Annotated in this window: 11 protein-coding genes and 1 pseudogene; 4 read left to right on the top strand and 8 right to left on the bottom strand. The window is 56.7% G+C overall.

Annotated elements, in window-relative coordinates:
• The first annotated feature begins 28 nt into the window (after nucleotides 1–28).
• Entirely contained in the window at nucleotides 29–1297 is a 1269-nt protein-coding gene (locus tag FHT77_RS27565) for a DNA repair exonuclease (RefSeq protein WP_183758330.1), read from the top strand.
• Complete coding sequence (locus tag FHT77_RS27570) at nucleotides 1298–4798, top strand: AAA family ATPase (protein ID WP_183758332.1); 3501 nt, start codon at nucleotides 1298–1300, stop codon at nucleotides 4796–4798.
• Nucleotides 4799–5762: 964 nt separating this feature from the next.
• On the opposite strand, the gene FHT77_RS27575 is transcribed toward FHT77_RS27570, so the two are convergent.
• Nucleotides 5763–6029, bottom strand: coding sequence for a hypothetical protein (locus FHT77_RS27575; RefSeq protein ID WP_183758334.1), 267 nt, complete (start codon nucleotides 6027–6029; stop codon nucleotides 5763–5765).
• A gap of 100 nt (nucleotides 6030–6129) precedes the next feature.
• Here FHT77_RS27575 and FHT77_RS31165 point away from each other — a divergent pair, with 100 nt between their 5' ends.
• Nucleotides 6130–6303, top strand: coding sequence for a hypothetical protein (locus FHT77_RS31165; protein ID WP_183770353.1), 174 nt, complete (start codon nucleotides 6130–6132; stop codon nucleotides 6301–6303).
• Between the two features lie 393 nt (nucleotides 6304–6696).
• Here the strand turns inward: FHT77_RS31165 and FHT77_RS31730 are convergent, their stop codons facing one another.
• From FHT77_RS31730 to FHT77_RS27595, 5 genes are all read right to left on the bottom strand, one after another.
• On the bottom strand, nucleotides 6697–7185 hold the full coding sequence (locus FHT77_RS31730) for a metallophosphoesterase family protein (protein ID WP_246712864.1): 489 nt from the start codon (nucleotides 7183–7185) through the stop codon (nucleotides 6697–6699).
• A gap of 123 nt (nucleotides 7186–7308) precedes the next feature.
• Nucleotides 7309–8448, bottom strand: coding sequence for a helix-turn-helix domain-containing protein (locus FHT77_RS27580; RefSeq protein ID WP_183758336.1), 1140 nt, complete (start codon nucleotides 8446–8448; stop codon nucleotides 7309–7311).
• Between the two features lie 800 nt (nucleotides 8449–9248).
• A complete protein-coding gene (locus FHT77_RS27585; protein ID WP_183758338.1) occupies nucleotides 9249–9854 on the bottom strand; it encodes a general stress protein in 606 nt (201 codons plus the stop codon).
• A 21-nt stretch (nucleotides 9855–9875) separates the two neighbouring features.
• A complete protein-coding gene (locus FHT77_RS27590) occupies nucleotides 9876–10187 on the bottom strand; it encodes a PepSY domain-containing protein (protein ID WP_183758340.1) in 312 nt (103 codons plus the stop codon).
• Nucleotides 10188–11667: 1480 nt separating this feature from the next.
• Nucleotides 11668–12540, bottom strand: coding sequence for a Hint domain-containing protein (locus tag FHT77_RS27595; protein WP_183758342.1), 873 nt, complete (start codon nucleotides 12538–12540; stop codon nucleotides 11668–11670).
• Nucleotides 12541–12938: 398 nt separating this feature from the next.
• On the opposite strand from FHT77_RS27595, the gene FHT77_RS27600 reads away from it, so the two are divergent.
• Nucleotides 12939–13181 (top strand): hypothetical protein, encoded by a 243-nt coding sequence (locus FHT77_RS27600; protein ID WP_183758344.1) that lies wholly within the window; start codon nucleotides 12939–12941, stop codon nucleotides 13179–13181.
• 206 nt (nucleotides 13182–13387) lie between these two features.
• On the opposite strand, the pseudogene FHT77_RS27605 reads toward FHT77_RS27600, so the two are convergent.
• A pseudogene (locus FHT77_RS27605) lies at nucleotides 13388–13866 on the bottom strand (lytic murein transglycosylase); the annotation flags it as partial.
• A 101-nt stretch (nucleotides 13867–13967) separates the two neighbouring features.
• On the bottom strand, nucleotides 13968–14759 hold a 792-nt coding region (locus FHT77_RS27610), incomplete at its 5' end, for an IS256 family transposase (RefSeq protein WP_246720206.1).

The raw sequence follows: 14759 nt of genomic DNA on the forward strand, positions 1-14759 counted from the left end.
CAAGACAGGTCAATGATGAGGTATTGATTTGGCCTATCGCTTCGTGCACACCGCCGACATTCATCTCGACTCGCCCTTGAGGACGCTTGCCCTGCGCAATCCGGAACTGTCCGATTTGATCGGCCTGGCGACGAGACGTACGTTCATTCGGATTGTCGACCTGTGTCTGGAAGAGCAGGTGGATGCGCTTCTTTTGGCAGGGGACCTCTACGACGGCGAACAGACGTCGATGAAAACGGCTCGCTTTCTGGCAGAGCAGCTCAGGCGTCTTGATGAGGCCGGCATACAGACCTTCATCATCCGCGGCAACCACGACGCACTGTCAAAAATCACGTCCGAGCTCGTCATGCCGGAGTCTGTCAAGATTTTCGGTTCCCAGGCGGAAGCGGTAGCAGTGCATCGGGGTGCCGGGCAGTTCCCCGTCGTCATCCATGGCCTGAGCTTTGCGAAGCCGCATGCTCCCCAGAGCCTGTTGAGGCATTACCCGATGCCTGTGCCCGATGCGGTCAATATCGGTATCATGCATACGAGCCTTGGAGGCTCTGAGGGGCACGACCGATATGCTCCATGCAACCTCGCTGACTTGCATCAGAGCGGTTTTCGGTACTGGGCCTTGGGCCACATCCACAAGCGGTCGGTAGCCGAAGGGGCTGCCTCTACCGTTGTAATGCCGGGAATGCCGCAAGGCCGCGACATAAACGAGGACGGACCCAAGTCGGTCTCGCTGGTGACAATCCGAGATGATCGGTCAGTGATCGTGGATGAGCGATGCATCAACGTCGCTCAATTCGAGCGGCTGTTCATTGACGTTTCAGACGTTGCTGACTGGAAGGCAATGATTGGTAAAGTTTCCGGGGGGCTCGAAAGACTGCGCTCAACGATTCCGGCAGATCATCTGGTTGCACGGATTCAGCTTCATGGTTCCCATGAGATGGCATGGCGAATTCGCCGGGAACTCGATCTCATTAGAACCGAATTGGAAACGAGAGGCTCGGCCAGCGGCACCATTTGGATCGACAAGGTCCACACCTCGTGCATCGGTGCGGAAGATACGGAAGGCAACACCGGAAGTGCGCTTTCGGAATTGACCTCCATCATCAATGCGGATGTCCTTGGGTCGGCAGCCTATCAGCAAGAGATTGCTGCCATTGCGGACGAACTGCGCGGACAGCTCCCTCCGGAGCTCCGAAATATCTTCGGCACCGATGAGACAGCCTTCCAGGATGTGCTGGCCGGTTTCGCCCAAGAAGGCTCGGCCAACATCGTGGCACTGCTGCGCAATACGCAGGGGGAATGAATGCGTATCAATCGGCTTGATCTGACGCGATATGGAAAGTTTACCGACGGCGTGCTGGATTTTGGCTTCCGGTCTCTGGGAACGCCCGATCTTCACATCATTTACGGTCCAAATGAAGCGGGAAAGTCGACCACATTTGATGCGATTGTAGACCTCATTTTTGGAATTGGCACTTCAAGCCGATATGGCTTCCTGCATCCCTATCCTACGATGCGCATTGGTGCAGACGTCAATGTCGGCGGAAAGAACCGAGAGTTCGTTCGTATCAAGCGCCCGCAGAACAGTCTTCTCGATGACCAGGAGCGCGTCCAGCCGGAGATCGACATCAAGGCTGATTTGGGCGGTATTGATCGGGACGCGTTCGCCACAATGTTTTCCCTGGACGACGAAAGTCTGGAGAAGGGCGGTGAAGGCATTCTCGCAAGCAAGGGGAACCTCGGCGAATTGCTGTTTGCCGCAAGCGCCGGCCTTGCGGACCTCAGCAGGCAATTGACCGTAATCAGAAGCGACGCCGACACCTTCTACAAGTATCGCGCGAGAAGTGGGGCGCTTGCCGAACTGAAAGGCCGCCTCTCTGATCTGAAACAGCAGCGTGAGACGCTCGATCTGCAAGCGAGTGAGTTTTCCAGGCTCGTTGTCGAGCGCGACAGGCTCGCTGGGCTTTACGAAGAGGCGATCGGCGCGAGGGCGCGAACGCAGCGCAGGATCGAGGAAGTCAAATGCGTCCTCAACGCGCTTCCAGTTATGTCACGGCGCGGCTCGTTGAAGGATCGGCTCGCTGACCTCGACCCCGTACCGCAACCGCCAGAAACCTGGCGGCAGGAGCTGCACGAGCTGAGACGGAGCGAGATAGAGGTAAGGGTAAAACTTGAGGACCATTCTGCATCTGTAGCTTTGCTCGAGACTGAGATAGCCGACATTTCAATTGATCCTGCCGCGCTCGCCATAGCAGCGCAGGTGGAGGAGCTTTCCGAACTTCGAGCGCGGTATGTCACGGCTGAAAAGGACATTCCCAAGTTGACGGCTCGAGCATCGGAGCTGTCCATCGAAAGTATCCTTGCACTATTGGGCAGGGCAGGGGAGACAGCTCCCGCGCATTTGCTTCTGGACGCGGTTACAATCGGATCTCTGCGCTCGCTCATTGGGTCGAAGTCGGGTGTCGACGCGAAGTATTGCGCCGCCCGAGACGAGTTGCTGAGGGCGGAACGGGCACTCGCGAACCAGGAAGGTGAAGAGGTCGACCACACGTTGACCTGTGGGGAGCGCGTCCGAGCGATCGAGACCCTTCAAGCTGTCATCAAGGCAGTCCCGAAGTCAGACCAGGATATCGTTCTCCGATCATTGGCCCGTCGCGGGGACGTGGCGCGCGCAAACCTGACTGAAACGTTGAGGGCACTAGCACCGTGGCATGGAGAGGTGGAAGCTCTTTTATCGCTGGTTCCACCTACAGGTGCACGTATCGAATCCTGGAAGAAGAGCTACTCCGCTCTGGATGATCAACAGCGGATATCGCGCGCTGAGTTGCAGCGTCTCGAACTCGAGGCAGCAAGGCTTGAGGCTGAAATCACGACGTTGCGTGCTCAGGCAGGAAACATCGAGGAGCAAGCCGCAGCGGTTATCCGTGCGGAACGCGACCATGCCTGGGCGCTGCATCGACAGGCAATGGACAACGCATCCGCGGATGGGTTCGAGATGGCGATGCGCCGCCACGATCATGTGATATCGCAGAGGCTCATGCACTTTGCTGATATTGGCAAGCTTAGCCAGCTTAACCAACGGCTTGCGGTGGTGGCTGCCGATATTCGGAGCCAGGAAAAAATCCTCGCTGACGCACGGTCTGAGATGGAGGTGCTTCGGGCTGAAGTCTGTCAGGGCCTTGCGCAGTCGGAGTCAGATCCGGCCGTAACTGGAAACCCCTGGGAAATGGAGGAATGGCTACGCAGACGGGAAGCGGCCCTGAGGGCGAGAGACGATCTTGCTGAGGTCGAGCGGGAAATCGGTGATGTTCGCGATCAAATCGAAAAATCCAGACGATCAATCGTTCAAGCATTGACCGGTGCGAAAATCATGATCGACCGGCAGGCTGATGTCGGCGCGCTGATCTCGATCGCAGAGACGGCGTTGAACGCCTTCCATACGTCTGTGAACAAGGCGGCGCAGATCGAAAGGCTTCGCAATGACATCATCGAGCGCAAGCATATCATGGAAGCCGCTGACGAAGCCTCAAGGACATGGCTATCCCAGTGGAGCGCTCTTTGTGCCGGCTGCTGGCTTCGGGACCTTGGGCATTCTCCAGGTGTCGGTGCGGTGACCGAAATCCTGACCCTTCTTGAGCGACTGGCCTCGACTTTAGATGCCCGGGAGAGCCTCTTTGATCGCATTCAGAAGATGGAAAAGGACAAAGATTCCTTCGAGGAGAAAGTACTGCAGTTGAGCGCTTCGCTTGGTTTGGGTTCCGAAGGTTCTCCCATTGCTCTTTGCCAGGCAATTTTTGAAAGGATCAAGACCGTCGGTCTTGACGCCGAACGCGATCGGAAACTGAAATGTCAACTTGACGGAGTGCGGCACGACGGACTTGCGCTACGAGCGACACAGGGCCTTCTTATGGCTCGGATGCGGGAGATGATGGATTTTTTTGGGGTCAGCTCGTTCGAAGCAGTTGAGGCCAGCATCGATCTTGCCTACCGAAGGCGAGATCTCGAAAACGCCATTCTTGAATCCGAGCGCGAACTTTTCGAAATGACTGCTGGCTCCCCAATGCTCGAAATCGAAGCATTGACAGCTTCCGCTGACAGATCGGCACTGGGCAACGAACTGGCAAAACTGATGCCGCTCCTTGACGACCAGGACGCCCGCTGTCGCGATGTATTTCACAGCCGATCGAAGGCGCAGGATGCCTTGGACGCAGTCGGTGGGGATGCGACGGTAGCCTCAATTGAGGAGCAACGCAGGACGGTGTTGATCGACATCGAGGAAAGTGCCCGTCGCTACATGGAGATCCGTGCCGGCGTTGCTGCTGCAGAGCACGCCCTTGCAATCTACAGAGATCGTCATCGTAGTGGAATGATGGCTCGTGCATCGGACGCGTTCCGCACGATCAGTCGCGGTGCCTACCAAGGGGTCGCCGCGCAACCTGGAAAGGATGGCGATGTTCTGATTGCCGTCTCTGCGGCCGGTGGTTCGAAAGCTGCCAATGAACTTTCGAAAGGTGCAAGGTTTCAGTTATACTTGGCATTGCGTGTCGCCGGATACCATGAATTTGTGGCCAACCGGACATCGATTCCGTTTATCGCTGACGACATCATGGAGACATTCGACGATTTTCGGGCCGAGGAGGCTTTCAGGCTCCTTTCGGAGATGGGCCTGCATGGCCAAGTCATTTATCTGACCCATCACAGGCACCTGACCGATATTGCCAGGAGGGTGTGCCCAAACGTCCGCGTATACAATCTTGAAGACCTTAGCCGGCCATCGGGGTTCCAGGTAGTCGCGGCGGAATAGGGCCGGACGCAGCGACCGAGCGTCCAAGAAAGTTCGTCGCCAGCGCGATTGGAATTGTACATTTCGGGCATTCCTTCGTGAAGTTCGGCTGATCCTATCGGTTCGACGTTATGTGCTTCGTGTGAATGGCTAGCCCTTCCTGCGGTCCGTTCGCTTTGATAAGCGAACGGACCCTCCCTCATTTTCCCAAGCTGAAACAGCCGCAAAGTCCGCGTTCAGTCTTTGCCGTTTGGAGGCCGGATAATTGACGGTCGGGATAGTTGCAGCCTCAATCCGACGGATCACAGCGACCTCCTCCAAGTGCCGATCACCTTCGGCCGCTTGCATCTCAGACGTAGCGTAGTCGGCCCGCTTGAGGACGCGTCTAAGTGTTTTTCGTTCCTCGGGCGTGGGGCACATCGATTTTGATCCTTAAACTGGGGCAAAGCAAGTATTGAGATTCACCAGGCATCTCTCTCCATCTGGACTTGCATGAAGTTGCCGACGCGATAATCATCGAATGCACGTTTGTGCATTCTTCATGAAGGGTCCCCGGCGTGGTTCAGCGGCCTTCTTCCGGCGTTGAGCAGAAGCTGGCGTTCTGTCGCAGTTGGCCCCAACAGCTTCAGCAGTCGTTTCTCTTCAAGGCGGTCAAGCCGGAAGCGCTTGGCAAAATCACTTATTGTCCAGACCCTGGCCAACCTGGACGAACGAGACTGTTGAGCCTTCGTGGCAGTCATTTGCTGCTCCTCGCAGTTGCGGCCGTCATTTGAACGTCGCGGTGGCTGTGAGCTGTCCTATCGCACGCGAGGTCCAAGGACTGCGCCATTGGTTTCTCCATGAGCATCGAATGGGCAGCTCAATCCATAAAGGACCGCGAGAGCGAGCCCAATTGCCAAAGCGGCCACCATTATCCGTCGAGCAGCCCGAGAAACCATAACGCGACTATCTTTTGTAAATCAGATACCGGTCACCAGGCCGCTCGCTATTCGTTACCCTCGGCATCCTTCTTGATTGCGGACTCCAAGTCCCGCGGATGCACCTGCAACAATTGCCTTGTCCCGATACTGACGCCAAGGGCGGGTATTTCGATATGCATCGCAGTTCTTCGGTAAGCGGGAAATGACAGTCCTTCTATCAGTTCTTCATCTACTATCACTCGGTAGGTGCCCGCATCGAGCGGAGCAACCAGAGCGCTTAGGGCAAAAGGACGAGAAAAGGTAATCTCAGATTCTGTTGTGCGTTCTGACATAGGGAACTCCTATTGGTCGATTGGACCAAAGCTCAGCGGAAACGACGCGAGTTCTGAATCAGGACACTACCAGAACGTGCCTTGCAGTACGAGGTAGAGAATGAATGCTACAGCCATGTACGGCATCGATTTCATTAAGAAATCCCCGTATTTTAAGCCGCTGAGGGATCGCATTGCGCGTTCGTGTCTGGAAATTCTTGCTGTGGAAGACATCGCGTCCTCCCGCTTGGGGCTAGAGCTTTTCGTTGCCCTAAAAGCAGTGCCCGTTCCATGACTGCTACTATCTCTTAAGTGGGGAGGCTGGACGCAATTGCAAGGCGAGAAAAGACTCCTGTGATAATAATGGATAGAGCCTAATGAACGGGAACTTCGATCATGGCCAGTTAGCTCGCTGCTCCACCGAGTCGCCTGAACATCTCGTTGACACCCCCCAGCGTCAAAGAGCTTGGTCAGCCCGCTAACTTGGCTGACGCAGTGCGGTGACGCTCTCCTCCTTACGAGACGTATTGCGGCAAGAAACGCCATGCAACTCCAGGCAGACGCAGGTTCCCCCTGGCGCTACGTCTATCGTAGCGTGATTTGCTCTAAATGCCTGCAAGTGGGCAGCCTATTGAGCCGCTAGCGTGCCAGGGTATTTGGCGGGGTGGGCCGATTACGAGGGGCTTCGCTACCGGGCCGAGAGGATCGTCTCCAATGCAACAGGTCGCAATGCCTGAGCATCGACGCCGACGTCGAATTGGCGGGGAAACGGTTTGAGTCTCCCGTGCGAGTGGCCGTGCAGGTTGATCGACTTTCTTCCCATCTTGTTCCAGGTCCGAAAGGGATAGTGACACAAGATCAACAACTGGCTGCCGACCGATATTTCGGCATAGTGTTGGACACTTCCCCACCCTCTTGCGCGAACAGTCGTTTCAGGATCATTATTGCCAACAATGAGATGTTTTCGGCCATTCAAATACGATAGAAGTTGATCGCAATCGCCTCCTGTCTCTCGCATGAAATCTCCCAGATGCCAGACGTCATCCTCGGGTTTCACCATCGAATTCCAGTTTTGGATGAGGGTTGCGTCGTGAGAAGCCAAATCCGGAAACGGCCGACGATCGATCCGCAGGACGCGTGGATCGCCAAAATGCGTGTCGCTGGTGAAATAGATCATGCTCCGTTTGCTCGCTGGATCAAAAATGTCTAGGTTGCACGGGCACGCCGGGAGAATCCATCAGCATGCATTTTGCCCCGGTTGAGATGCGTCGAGCAAAGCAATTCCCTCACCCGCGACGGGTTACGAAACGAGATGTTTACGGCTGGCTCTTGCGCCCCAACCATCCTCGGCAGCAGGACCCACTGGAAGGCCCATCAAACGGTCGTACTCAAGCTCCGGTGCTCCATATACTTCACTCGCGGCGTCGATTAAGCCCCGCGGATTTACAATCTCGATGTTGTTGCGCGTCGACCTGATTAACCTGTCGCCCTCCAGAAGGTGAAGGGCGTCCGTTACGGATGACCGCCTCACCCCTAGCATGATTGCTAGATCGTCGTGAGTAAGATGGAAAATGTTTTGGTCGACGCGATCATGGACCATCAGCAACCAGCGTGCCAGTCTACGCCGGATATCAAGTCGGCCGTTGGCCAACGCCGTGTAACTGACCTGTACACTCATCGAACGGGCAAACCGGAGGGCGAGGGTGCGCAAACCGGCGCTCGTTGACAAAGCCTGTTTGAAATCGTCGGCGGCTATTGCCAAAGTATATCCTGCGATCTGATTGATCAGCTCGAAGGGTGTCTCTTTGTCGCCCTCGGCGATGCCGTACCCCGTCATGCCCTCGTTGCCGATTAATCCCGTTTCGATCCTGCTTCCTTCCCGGGAGACGGCGACGAGTGAGGCTACGCAATCGAGGGGGAAATAGGCACGGGTGATGGTTTGTCCCTGCATCTCCATGATCGCGCCCCGGGGTAGAAATATCGTCCGAAGCAGGGGTAGCAGGTCGTTGAGTTCGGATGGAGGCAATCTTCGAAGGATGCCGTTGCGCTCCACATCTTGCGCTGTGGCGCCTCGCGGGTGAAAAGCAGCAAGAAGTGCCCCGGCAATGGTATCGTCATCAAGCGGCTTCCTGAGAAGGATCTTGTCGGCATGGCGTGCCGGCACAACATCAGGTTCGTATCCGGTTGCAAAAATGAAAGGGAGCCCTCGACGTTCCAACTCATCAGCCACAGGAAAGGCCGTTTCACCGCCCAGATTGACGTCCAGGATTGCGCCCTCAATGCCCGGACTTGATCGGAGTTGTGCAAGCGCACCTGCGACGCCTGCAGCAGGACCGGCAACTTCCACGCCGTGAGCCGAGAGTTTGGATGCAAGATCCGTTGCGACGTAGTAGTCGTCCTCCACAACGAGGATGCATCTTCCCTGCAGCGTCTTCTCCACCGGCCCTTCCTTCCTTCCTTCCTTCCTTTCTTCTTTCCTCGCGAACGAAGAGCCATCAGCACGTAGCAAGAAACGTATACCGTTCAGCAACTCAAACGATCGCAAATACCCTCCGGGAGCGAGGAATTAGAATCATCGGCGATTTTACCACGAAATTAGCGGAAGTCATGGCGACAGTAACGCGGCATGGCCCACGGCGGTTCCCGACATTTTTTCCAAAGCTCGCCAGTTCCTGTTACAGCCAGCGACAGGCTGCAGCCAAAAAGATCGCTGGCAAGGTGGCTAATGTGTAAATAATCATCGTAGAAGACGAATTTCTGATCGCCATGAAAACCGAGGTGATTGTCAGTGCTCTCGGCCATGACGTCGTGGGGCCATGGTTGCGACTTCCGCAGCCAGACAGATGGATTGCGAATTCGCTTTTGTGGATGTTTGGCTGGCGGATGGAAAGACCGGCCCAGCCCTTGTGGATGACCTGCTTACCGAAACCGGGATAACCGTCATGTTTCCAACGGAAAATTCAGATCTCGTCACGTCGAGCGCGTCAGCGGTGGTGTTTTCCCGAAGCTCTTCGACACGGGGAGATCGCGAGCGCGATCACACATGCGGGGCGGAGCAGCGAAAATACGGAGCCATCACGCAGACTCCTACCAATTTTTGCCGACCAAGGAAGAGCGACACTTTGCACACACCTTCTGTGCAAGTGTGTGTTTGATCGAGCGTACACAGCGCATGGGCTGTTCCATTCCTGTCAGGCGGCCGTTGGCCACCTGACAGAGAAGTTGCGCACGTTCAGCCCCTCATAGATGGCTACGATAACGCTGGCGCTCCGCCGCGATCTGCTGGGGTGTATAGGGCTCAGCGGCCTCGTCGAAACGCGTCCAGCCCTCTTCCTGATAGCTCGCTCGTCGTGCCGCGTAATCCACGGCTCGAGATCCGTTGAGGATTGCCTGCGCTGCTGCAGCTCTGCTTTCGTCTACTCTTGCCGTTACCAGTGAACCGCCACGGCGAACCCCTTCGGCATAAAAGTTTGCCTCGTCTTCCGGCACACCTTCATTGATCATGGAGCCGACGATCCCACCCACGGCTCCACCCGCAACGGCGCCGGCAGCCGCACCGGCTGCAGTAGCCACGAGCCAACCGGCGGCCACGACAGGACCGACGCCCGGGATTGCCATCAATCCGAGCCCTGTTAGCAGTCCCCCGGCCCCGCCTGCGACCGCGCCGACCCCGGCTCCGGTGCCAGCGCCTTCTGCCGTGTAACTACCTTGACCTTCAACGTCCACCCCGTTTGCTTTGTTCGTGACGATACTGATGTCATCAGAAGGTACGCCTGCGTCTTCCAAAGCCGCAACTGCGGCGCGGGCTTCGTCGTAGCTGTCATAGAGTCCTGTGATCGTTCGCATATTTTTTCTCCTGGAGCTTTGTTATTTCGCCATCGTGACGTTGCCCTGGAAGTCCAGGGAGACTCCGGCTTGCTTGCCGTCCTTCTTGGCGGTTGCTCGCCACACCCCCTGGTCATCCAGCTTCAGGGCAGTGACATCCGTGTAGCCAGCGTCTTCGATGCGAGATTTCGCCTGATCCTCAGTAAAGCTGTTTTTGCCGGCTACTGGAGCGGCGGGATTGTGTTCCGTATTCACGGCTGGCGTTGTTTGGGATGTTGATGGCGTTTCGCTTTGCGCGAAGGCAGCCGTGGCCGAGATTAACAGCCCCATCGAAATTGCGGTGATTTTATTCATTGTTTTCTCCTTGAAGTCCGACGATCAAACCTAAGACAAAGCGATTTGTTCCGATGCTTTGCGAAGAACGACGAATTGCTGTCGATGTCACAAATCTGGAAATCGTGCTGGTGGCGTGCCCCGGAATTGCTTGGCTTGGTCTAGTTTTGAGTGTTGGGTTGAGGAGACGATAGCCGCCTTCACGCTAGGCCATCCCGATATTCGGAGCCTGTCTATCCGGTCGGAAGCTCTGCGGAGGATAATTGCGGCCGCCCCGAGGGGCAGGGCTATTAAGCCGCTCTAGCAGGGTCAAACTGGCGGCTCAAACTGCAGTGAACATTAACACGTAAAAGTCTTGTATATTGAGGAAACCTCGCAGCGTCAGCCAACTGCGAGGTCCCTTCACGGGCGCCGTTTTGCGCGCCCCTTGTAAAACCCCTGTGGCTCGCAAGGCGACATTGCTTACCGTCAAGCACGGGACCAGTCGCGCCGCCGACGACCCACGAGGATCGCAAGATGCGGGGATTTCTTCATCCTGAAACGCTGAAATGGACGACGCTCGGGCGCCAGATACTTTAGCTTCCCCGGAGCGGCGTTAACGACTTCGGAAAGATGCGGAGATTGGACTGCGGGGGCAACGCGCTGCCCAGGGAATGCCAAGCGGGACCAGCGACAAAAACACAGTCCTCGATCGAAGCACCGGGCTGAAAGATCCGCCAGCAAGCCGAAACCTACTTGATCTCCCTCCCGGTACTATAACTGATGCCGTGTCAAGCGCGTGAGGTCTATCTTCCCGGACAAACAAAAAAGGGCCATCCTACCGGAGGCCCTAAGGTGTGAAGGATCTACCTTCAGAGGGGAACAACGCCGCTCGGAAGCCGGGGAGTGCATCCGAAAAGTTGTAACGGCTATACACGATATACGTGAATTTCTCACCGATGCCAAGTAATTTATTCGCATCAGATCCAAAAAGCGGATAGTGCGCCGCGGGAAGGTCAGTGGTGGTCTTATCCATTCAAATTCATTGCCTTCTGTTCCGGTTCCGATGGCAGATATAGAGGTCGGCATTGTGATAGGGGTAGCGCTAACAAACAGCGAAGTATGTGAATTTATGATGCGGCCCGACAACAGCTTCAACAGCGGGCCGTCGATGTCAACCACCGCTTCTTCAAACACAAGCTCCCACCAGCCATCCGACGCCCCCTATATCAAGACGAACTTGTAGCTCGAACCCGAAATCAAACGTTTACTTTCCCCCCAAAGTATGTCCAGCCATGCTTGGCTCAAATTGCCGAAGCAAGGCATCATTTCGAACATGTACCAGTTGCCACGTCTGGCCGCAGCTAGGCAGGTCGGTATCGGAGACCAATCAACCCCATGGCTTTGCCACCTGTTGGCGCAAAACGGCCGGTGCCAAGTCGAATAGGGCGTAGGCTGCGCCTGCGACGATCGGTGTCACCGATCGTCGCAATTCACGGACCACCCGACTCGGCGACAATGATCAATATTCAAGCTCTTTGGCTCGCGTATTGATCGCCTCGCAGGCGTCCCCGAACGGATCGCACATCGGCACTAGAGGCGAAGCGCCAAGCTGAAGAAGCGCCTTCAGGTGCTTCCAACCACCTTCCTCGCCCACCACCGTCGCGTAGGATGTCATCACGGTGCGCTCCTCTGCATAGAGGCGCTTGTACTCCGCAAAATTGGAGAAGTTCTCGTAATTGCTCTCCGACGGATGGAAGGTCTCGGCCGCAGCACCTTCGGCAAGAATGACCTCGTGGGTACTGAGCAGGACAGCATAATACTCGATCGAGGTGTCATCGGCAGGAACGACCGGCGCGATTGTCGTGCCGTTGACGAGATCCCTCACGCGGATCAGCACGCCGTTCAGAAACAGCGCATGGCCTGGCGACAGGTAGAGATCGGAATGTGGTGTGCGGCTGTCCAGCGCGTGGCGGGAAACGCGGATCGGCACGACACCTTCATGCCAGCGCGCACCGCTCTTCTTGAAAACCTGCCGGCCGACCCATTTGACTGGACGGGCGCTCCCGTCCGGAAGGTCAACGTTATCGCCGACGCGCAGATCCTCGACAGGCTTCTCGCCGCAATCAGTGAGGATCGCCGTCCCACGCAGGAAGCACTGTGCTCCGCCGCCACCGCCGCCTCCACCGGAGCCTCCCTGTCCGCCGGAGCCATTCCCGCCTCCACCAGAGTGACCACGCCCCCAGCGCCGCCCCATTGCACTCGCGGGAGACTTGGAAGCTGCCGTCGCCAAGGCCGCAACACCAGCGAGCCGCGCACCGGCGGCAGCGGCAACACCTAGAAAATGTCTGCGCGCGGTATTGCGTGGCAGACTGTCATCTTTTTTGTAAGGCATCCTGGCAATCCTCTAACAATAGATTTCGGGTCCAAGCCGCCGACGAGTATCGCGGTACTTGGCATGTTCAAGGCGTCGGAAACCGATGCAACTTTAATAAGGAATTCTATTTCGGTCCACGTCGCCAAAAGTATTAGGCATGCAACCTGGAAGGAAAAATGGATAAATAACAACAGTTACAGGTTAAGTTTTTTGCTAGGGCATGGCGGAAAAACTTCAACTACTTCAACTTAAAGGTTTTGCACGCGAGGTTTTATTGTACGGTTTCGTACGGGACCTTGGTCCGACTTACATGTCTCACCGAAGAGGAGGTAGTCTCGTTGCGCAACAGGTATTGGAGGCTCAGTACTGCTCATGCATCGAACCCTGCATGGCCTCCACTTATTGGGAGGTAAGAAATGTTCGTTACACGTTTTCTGGAATCCGATCTGGCCGTGCTCTCGCAGGCCGTTCAATCCTGGTACCGACATTTCAAAGCGAAGCCGGATGAGAAGACATCGGAAGTAATATGCAGCGCGGCGATCGTTCTTTTCAATCAGGGCCACCGCACTCAGGAGGACCTGACGCGCATCCTGATCGCCCGGTTTCCAAACCCGGCCGGGAGCATCGCAAATGCTCCCACGTCGATAGCCATCCACTGAGAAACGCCCGAAGCAGGTGACAATATTGTCCGGTTCTGCGACACGCCGGATCACCTTTGTGTCAGCTGCAAAAACGCTTGAAGCTCCGCCATTTAGACAGGGACAGAAGTTGGATCGTACCGAACCGTAGTCTGTGACATTGCGTAGCCCTTACCACTGCAACTGACCCTCCGTCCCCATTGGGGGCTTTAAAACTTCGCGCAGGGTTAGCCCCCATCGATTGCCTCGCTAATGCGCACGATCGCCTGCTGGTAGACACTTGCGGAGTTCCAACTAGCGATGGCGCTCATGTTGTCCTGATAGCCCCCATCGGCCCGCCAGCCGTGCGCCCTTAGAAAGTTGGCCGTGGACATCAGCGCAGTGCTCTTGTCACGCATATTCCTGCTGCCGACGCCGTATTTCAGAACGTTCCCGGGAAGGAACCCTGCTTGGCCGATCTCGCCGTGCATGGCCAAGGACACCTCTGTCCACAAGCTTGAGCGCCGCGACGGCATGTGGCGCGAAAAATTGCGGGCGGCGGCAATCGTAGGCGAGCGTGATGATTGCAGAAACGGTGTTCTGGTGCCCATGGAGGTGCCGAGGCGGTTTCTGCCCCAGATGGCCCTCTCGCGTACTTCGCACCCGCAAGCGCTGCAATACCATTTTCCTTGACGCCAGCGGCCTTTGCCGACCCGGCAAACTCCACTAGTAATCCGCGTAGGTTTGCACCTGCGAACCGATCGTGTCCCAGGTAGTGGTGTAGGTGGCGGCTTTGGTCGCCGCGTTCTCCGGCATAGGCCGGGATGATCAGCGCGCCACGGCTGGCAAGCTGATGAGTGGATCATCGCTCATCTGGCTGATGGTTTCCAGAGTCATGTAGCGAGCCCGCTGCACGGCCCATTCGTCATTTTGTTCGAGCAGCAGCGCGCCGACGAGTCTGACGATGGCATCATCGTTGGGGAAGATGCCGACGACCTCTGTGCGTCGCTTGATCTCGCCGTTGAGCCTCTCAAGGGAATTGATCGAATGGAGCTTGACGCGATGCTCTTTGGGAAAGCTCATATAGGCGAGGACGTCGTGTTCGGCGTCGTCCATGATGGCGGCGAGCTTAGGTACCTTCGGACGGATCTGGTCAGCGACGGCGCGCCACTGCAGGCTCGCAGCCTCTGCCGTCTCCTGGGCGAAGGCGGTCGCGATGAATGCCGACACCACGCGGCGGCCACTCTTTCCGGCATGTGCCAGCACGTTACGGGCAAAATGAACCCTGCAGCGCTGCCAGGTCGCGCTGAGAACCTTCGAGGTTGCCGCCTTGATCCCTTCGTGTGCATCGGAGACGACGAGCCTGACGCCGCGCAGGCCGCGCCGGGTCAGTTTGCGTAGGAACTCCGTCCAGATTGGCTCCGCTTCGGAGGTGCCGACCTCCATGCCCAGAACCTCGCGCCGACCATCGGTGTTGACACCGACGGCGACAATGACGGCAACGGAAACGATCCGGCCGCCACGACGCACCTTGAGGTAAGTCGGATGAGTAGGCGATACGCGCCTTACCGCATTACGGCGGCAGGTCTCGCATCGCCTCTCGCCGAACCGGACGTGCGC

Source organism: Rhizobium sp. BK181, from assembly GCF_014193305.1.
Taxonomy (GTDB): Bacteria; Pseudomonadota; Alphaproteobacteria; order Rhizobiales; family Rhizobiaceae; genus Rhizobium.